The sequence below is a fragment of the Acidimicrobiia bacterium genome (genome assembly GCA_035651955.1).
In the GTDB taxonomy this organism is placed as follows: domain Bacteria; phylum Actinomycetota; class Acidimicrobiia; order IMCC26256; family JAMXLJ01; genus JAMXLJ01.
The window spans coordinates 1-5,865 of sequence record DASRES010000048.1 but is presented as its reverse complement, the minus strand read 5'-3'; the positions used below and the strand labels follow the sequence as shown (position 1 = coordinate 5,865).

The 5,865-nt window shown below is 70.7% G+C and carries 5 protein-coding genes; 4 read left to right on the top strand and 1 reads right to left on the bottom strand.

Features of this window, described 5'->3' with window-relative positions:
* From VFC33_11445 to VFC33_11435, 3 genes are all read left to right on the top strand, one after another.
* On the top strand, positions 1-2,544 hold a 2,544-nt coding region (locus tag VFC33_11445), incomplete at its 5' end, for an FtsX-like permease family protein (protein ID HZR13852.1).
* A 10-nt stretch (positions 2,545-2,554) separates the two neighbouring features.
* Positions 2,555-3,850 (top strand): sensor histidine kinase, encoded by a 1,296-nt coding sequence (locus tag VFC33_11440; GenBank protein ID HZR13851.1) that lies wholly within the window; start codon positions 2,555-2,557, stop codon positions 3,848-3,850.
* On the top strand, positions 3,847-4,524 hold the full coding sequence (locus VFC33_11435) for a response regulator transcription factor (protein HZR13850.1): 678 nt from the start codon (positions 3,847-3,849) through the stop codon (positions 4,522-4,524). Before VFC33_11440 ends, VFC33_11435 begins: the two co-directional genes overlap by 4 nt.
* A gap of 67 nt (positions 4,525-4,591) precedes the next feature.
* Here VFC33_11435 and purE read toward each other — a convergent pair whose 3' ends face one another.
* Positions 4,592-5,089 (bottom strand): 5-(carboxyamino)imidazole ribonucleotide mutase, encoded by a 498-nt coding sequence (gene purE / locus VFC33_11430; GenBank protein ID HZR13849.1) that lies wholly within the window; start codon positions 5,087-5,089, stop codon positions 4,592-4,594.
* 22 nt (positions 5,090-5,111) lie between these two features.
* Here purE and VFC33_11425 point away from each other — a divergent pair.
* A partial coding sequence (locus VFC33_11425) for a nitronate monooxygenase (protein HZR13848.1) occupies positions 5,112-5,865 on the top strand: 754 nt, incomplete at its 3' end.

Genomic DNA, 5,865 nt, shown 5'->3' with positions numbered 1-5,865 from the left:
ATGTGGAAGCTGACGATCAAGAACGTCCTCGCGCGCAAGGTCCGGTTCCTGCTGACCGGCGTCGCGGTCATGCTCGGGGTCGCGTTCGTCTCCGGCACCCTCGTGCTGACCGCGACGATCTCGCACACGTTCGACAACCTGTTCAGCACGATCTACCAGAACACCGACGCCGTCGTCCGCCAGCAGGCCGCGTTCGGCTCGGGCTTCCAGACGCAGCGCGGGCGCATCGACGCGTCCCTCGTGCCGGTGGTGAGGTCGGCGCCCGGTGTCCAGGCCGCCGACGGCACGGTGCAGGGCTACGCACAGATCATCAACAAGAGCAACAAGACGGTCGGCAAGGCGGGGCAGGGCCCGCCCGCGCTCGGCGTCAGCTGGTTGCCGGACCGTCAGCTCTCGACGTTCCACATCGTCGACGGGCGCGGACCCAAGGCCGCGAACGAGATCGTGATCGACGAGAAGAGCGCGAAGGACGCCGGCTACCGCGTCGGTGACCAGGTCCCGGTCGTCACGAAGACCGGTCGCGCGCCGTACGTGCTCGTCGGGACGGTCGGGTTCGGCAAGGCGAGCAGCCTGCTCGGTGCGACCGTCGTCGGCTTCACACCCGACACCGCGAGCCGCGTGCTCGGCGAGCCCGGGAAGGTCGACGCGATCGACGTCAAAGCCGATTCGGGCGTCTCCCAGGCCCAGGTCGTCCGCAACATCGAGCGGACGCTGAAGGACAAGGGCCTGGACAAGAACGTCGAGGTCCTCACCGGCAAGCAGATCACCGCGGAGAACCAGAGCAACGTCAAGCAGGGACTCTCGTTCTTCAACACGTTCCTGCTCATCTTCGGCGTGGTCGCGCTGCTCGTCGGCTCGTTCATCATCTTCAACACGTTCTCGATCATCGTGGCGCAGCGCACCCGTGAGATGGCGCTGCTCCGCGCGATCGGCGCCGTGCGGAAGCAGGTCGTCGGCGGGGTGCTGTTCGAGTCGGTCCTCGTCGGCATCGTCGCCTCGACGATCGGCTTCGTCGGAGGCATCGCGCTCGCGGGCGGGTTGAAGGGTCTTCTGGCCGCGCTCGGCATCGACATCCCCGCCGGCGGGATCGTCGTGCCCGCCAGCGCGGTGATCTGGGCCTACGTGACGGGGCTCGTGGTGACCGTGATCGCGGCAGTCGCGCCCGCGTTGCGCGCGTCGCGCATCCCACCGGTCGCCGCGATGCGCGACGTCGCGATCGACCGGTCGAGCACGTCACCCGTTCGGATCCTGTCCGGCGGTGTCGTCACGGCAATCGGGATCGCGATGCTCCTCGGCGGCCTGTTCGGGTCGCAGATCGCGCTCGTCGGCGTCGGTGCCGCGGTCATCTTCCTCGGCGTCGCGATCCTCGGTCCGGTGCTCGCACGACCGATCGTCAGCGCGCTCGGCGTACCGGTCCGTGCGATGCGCGGCGTGACGGGCCAACTCGCGCGCGACAACGCGACGCGCAACCCGAAGCGGACGTCCGCGACCGCGGCCGCGCTGATGATCGGCGTCGCGCTCGTCGTCTTCATCACGATCTTCGGCGCCTCGATCCGCTCGTCGGTGAACGCGGCGATCGACCAGTCGATGAAGGCGGACTACGTCGTCACGTCGCAGGGCTTCGGGCAGGGACAGCTCCCGCTGACGCTCGAGAACCAGCTGAAGACCGTCTCGGGCGTGAAATCGGTGTCCGGCGTGCGCACCGGTGAGGTGAAGATCAACGGCTCGGTGAAGATGCTCATCGCGGTCGACCCACAGCAGGTGAACTCGCTGTTCGACCTGCTCGTGTCGAAGGGCAACATCACGGATCTCGGTACGGACGGGATCGCGATCCAGAAGACCACCGCGAGCGACAACAACTGGAAGCTCGGCGACCAGGTCCGCGTGCAGTTCGCGCAGACCGGCTCGAAGACGCTGCGGGTCGCCGCCATCTTCGACCAGACGGGTGTGGGCAACTACGTCGTCAGCAACGCGACGTACGCGGCGAACTTCCCGGACCAGTTCAACAGCCAGATCTACATCCGGACCGAGGGGGGCCCGAACGCGCAGGTGCGGCAGGGTCTCGAGCAGGTCGTCAAGCAGTACCCGGCCGGGAAGCTGCAGGACCGCGCCGAGTTCAAGCACTCCCAGGGCGACCAGGTGAACCAGTTCCTCAACCTGGTGTACGTGCTGCTGATGTTCGCGATCGTCATCGCGGTGTTCGGCATCGCCAACACGATCGGGCTGTCGGTGATCGAGCGGACGCGTGAGGTCGGCCTGTTGCGTGCGGTCGGCATGTCGCGGCGCCAGCTCCGTTCGACGATCCGGTGGGAGTCGGTGCTCGTCGCGTTGCTCGGCGCGGTGCTCGGTCTCGTCGTCGGCATCTTCTTCGGGTGGGCAATGGTCACGGCGTTGAGCGACCAGGGCATCAACAAGCTCGCCTTCGCGCCGGTGTCGCTCGTCGTGATCGTCGTCATCGCGGGCATCTTCGGCGTGCTCGCGGGCGCGTTGCCCGCGCGACGGGCCGCGAGGCTCGACGTGCTGCGCGCGGTGACCACGGAGTAGTCACCTGAGCATGCAGGTCCCCCCCGTGCCCGGCGGCGCCGCCCTCGTCGACGGCGCCGCCGGTGCGCGTCCCCGGGACCGCGACGCCATCCCGGCCGTGGGGCTCTTCGGCCGGCTCCCACCGGTCGCGTGGCTCCGGCGGCATCGGGCGGTCCACGACGTGCTGCTGGCGTTGGCGTACCTCGGCATGGCGATCGCGTCGCTCAACCCGCGCACCGGCGTGTCCGCACGACACGCGACGGACGCCGGCGCGTACGTCCTGGTGTCGATCGTCGCGCTCGGGATCGTCGTGCGCCGCCGCGCGCCGATCGCCGCGCTCGTCGTCGCCGTCGTCGCGACGTCGATCTTCAACTTCCTCGGCTACGCGCAGGGTCCGTCGACGCTCGCGGTCGCGTACCTCGTCGGCTGCGTCGCGGTGTCAGAGCCCCGGTCGGTCTCGCTGGCGATGCTCGCGTTCGCGGGCGTCGCCGCGCTCGGCAACGGCTTTGGTCACTTCGTCGGCAACTCGGTCCTCTTCGTCGCCGGGTGGGCCCTGGGTGACAACGTGCGGACACGCCGCGCGTACGTCGCGGAGCTGGAGGCGCGCGCGGCGCGGCTCGAGGTCGAGCGGGAGGAGCAGGCCCGCGCGGCCGTGCGCGAGGAGCGGGCGCGGATCGCGCGCGAGCTGCACGACGTCGTCGCGCACCACGTCAGCGTCATGGTCGTGCAGGCGGGGGGCGCGCGCCGGCTCGTCGATCGCCGGCCCGATCAGGCACGCGAGGCGCTGACCACGATCGAGGAGACCGGTCGCGACGCGCTGACCGAGATGCGTCGGCTGCTCGGCATGCTGCGCACCGTCGTCCCGGACGACGTCGGCCGTCGTCCGCAGCCCAGCATCGGCGAGCTCGGCCGGTTGGTCACGCAGATGCGCGACGCCGGCCTGGACGTCGAGCTCGCGGTGGAGGGCGACGCCGAGGAGGTCCCGGCCGCGGTCGACCTGTCGGTGTACCGGATCGTGCAGGAGGCGCTGACGAACACGCTGAAGCACGCGGGCCCGGCGCACGCGCGCGTGAACGTGCGGTACGGCGACCACCACGTCGACGTCGAGGTCGTCGACGACGGCCGTGGCGCCGCCGCCGTCGCGGCACGCGGTGTCGGCAACGGCACCGGCAGCGGCCACGGGCTCGTCGGGATGCGCGAGCGCGTCGCGCTCTTCGGCGGCGAGATCAGTGCGGGTCCACGGGCGGGCGGCGGGTTCGCGGTGCAGGCGTCGCTGCCGTGGAAGGGAACGCGCGCCGTCGAGCGCGAGCGTTCACGAGGCTCATGATCCGGGTGCTCGTCGCCGACGACCAGCCGCTCGTGCGCAACGGGTTCCGGATGATCCTCGACGCCGAGGACGACGTCGAGATCGTCGGCGAGGCGAGCGACGGGTACGAGGCCGTCGACCTCGCCGAGCGCCACCACCCCGACGTCGTGCTCATGGACGTGCGCATGCCGAACCTCGACGGTGTCGAGGCGACGCGCCGGATCGCCGACGCGCAGGACGGGGGAGACGGCTGCCCCGTCCGTGTCCTCGTCCTCACGACGTTCGACCTCGACGAGTACGTCGTCGAGGCGCTGCGTGCCGGCGCGAGCGGCTTCCTGTTGAAGGACGTGTCGCCCGAGGACCTCGTCGGCGCGATCCACGTGGTCGCCGCGGGTGAGGCGATCGTGGCGCCTTCCGTGACCCGACGCCTGCTCGACCGATTCGCGTCGAACCTCCCGCCGTCGTCACCCGCGCCTGCCCCCGGACTCGACGCGCTCACCGAGCGCGAGGTCGAGGTGCTCGTGCTCATGGCGCGGGGGAAGTCGAACGCGGAGATCGCACACGACCTCGTCGTCGCCGAGACGACCGTGAAGACGCACGTCGGCCGCGTCCTGACGAAGCTCGGTGTGCGCGACCGCGTGCAGGCCGTCGTCTTCGCGTACGAGGCCGGGCTCGTCCACCCGCGAGGTCGCTGACGGCAACCACAATTGTGGCTCGGCGCGCTCTCTGAGCGCGGATCCACAATTGTGACGACCTGGGGCGCTACTCGAACTGCTTGCGGACGCGCTCGTCCTTCTCGCGCACCGCGCTCGCGAGATCCCGCTGGTCGGCCTCGACCATCTCGCGCAGCGACGGGTTCGACGCCGCGAGGATCCGCACGGCAAGGAGGCCGGCGTTGCGTGCGTTGCCCACCGCGACGGTCGCGACCGGGATCCCGGCGGGCATCTGCACGATCGACAGCAGCGAGTCGAGCCCGTCGAGACGCGACAGCGGGACGGGCACGCCGATCACCGGCAGCGGCGTCATGGACGCGGTCATGCCCGGCAGGTGCGCCGCCCCGCCCGCGCCGGCGATGATCACCCGCAACCCGCGCTCCACGGCAGTGCGCGCGTACTCGTACATCACGTCCGGTGTGCGGTGCGCGGAGACGATGCGTACCTCGTGCGGCACCGTGAACCCGGTCAGCACGTCGATCGCGCCCTGCATGACGGGGAGGTCGGAGTCGCTGCCCATGATGACCCCGACGAGCGGCGTGGACATCCCTTCACGGTACCGTGTGCCCGTGCAGACCCGACTGACCGACGCGCTCGGCATCGAGCACCCTGTGATGCTCGCGGGCATGGGTGGCGTGTCGTACAGCGCGCTCGTCGCCGCGGTGTCGGGCGCGGGCGGGTTCGGATGCCTCGGCGCGTCGACGATGCGTGCCGAGCAGCTGGTCGACGAGATCCGCGCGGTGAAGGCCGCGACCAGCAAGCCGTTCGGCGTCGACCTGCTCACCGCGATGCCGGATCAGATGCGCGCGAACGTCGACATCCTCGTGCGCGAGGGCGTTCCCGTGCTCGTCGCGGGACTCGGCGTGCCGCGCGAGGTCGTGGACGAGTGCCACCGCCATTCGATCCTCGTCGTCAACATGTGCGGCAAGGTCCGCCACGCGCTCGCCGCCGTCGACGCCGGGTGCGACCTCGTCGTCGCACAGGGCACCGAGGCCGGTGGCCACACCGGCACGGTCGCGACGATGCCGCTCGTGCCGCAGATCGTCGACGCGGTCGGCGAGCGTGTCCCGGTCGTCGCGGCGGGCGGGATCTTCGACGGACGCGGACTCGCCGCCGCGCTCGCGCTCGGCGCCGACGGCGTGTGGGTCGGGACGCGGTTCATCGCCACGCCCGAGGCGCGTTCGGCGGTGGGCTACAAGGACGCGCTCCTGCGCACCGCGGAGGACGGGACGGTGATCAGCCGGGCGTTCACGGGCAAGACGCTGCGCGCGGTGCGCAACGACACGACGCGGTACTTCGAGCAGCATCCCGACGAGCTCGCGC

Bases quoted from the DNA above. Each gene is read 5' to 3' on its own strand.
- VFC33_11440 (HZR13851.1), top strand. From the start codon at position 2,555: ATGCAGGTCCCCCCCGTGCCCGGCGGCGCCGCCCTCGTCGACGGCGCC.
- purE (HZR13849.1), bottom strand. From the start codon at position 5,089: ATGTCCACGCCGCTCGTCGGGGTCATCATGGGCAGCGACTCCGACCTC.
- VFC33_11435 (HZR13850.1), top strand. From the start codon at position 3,847: ATGATCCGGGTGCTCGTCGCCGACGACCAGCCGCTCGTGCGCAACGGG.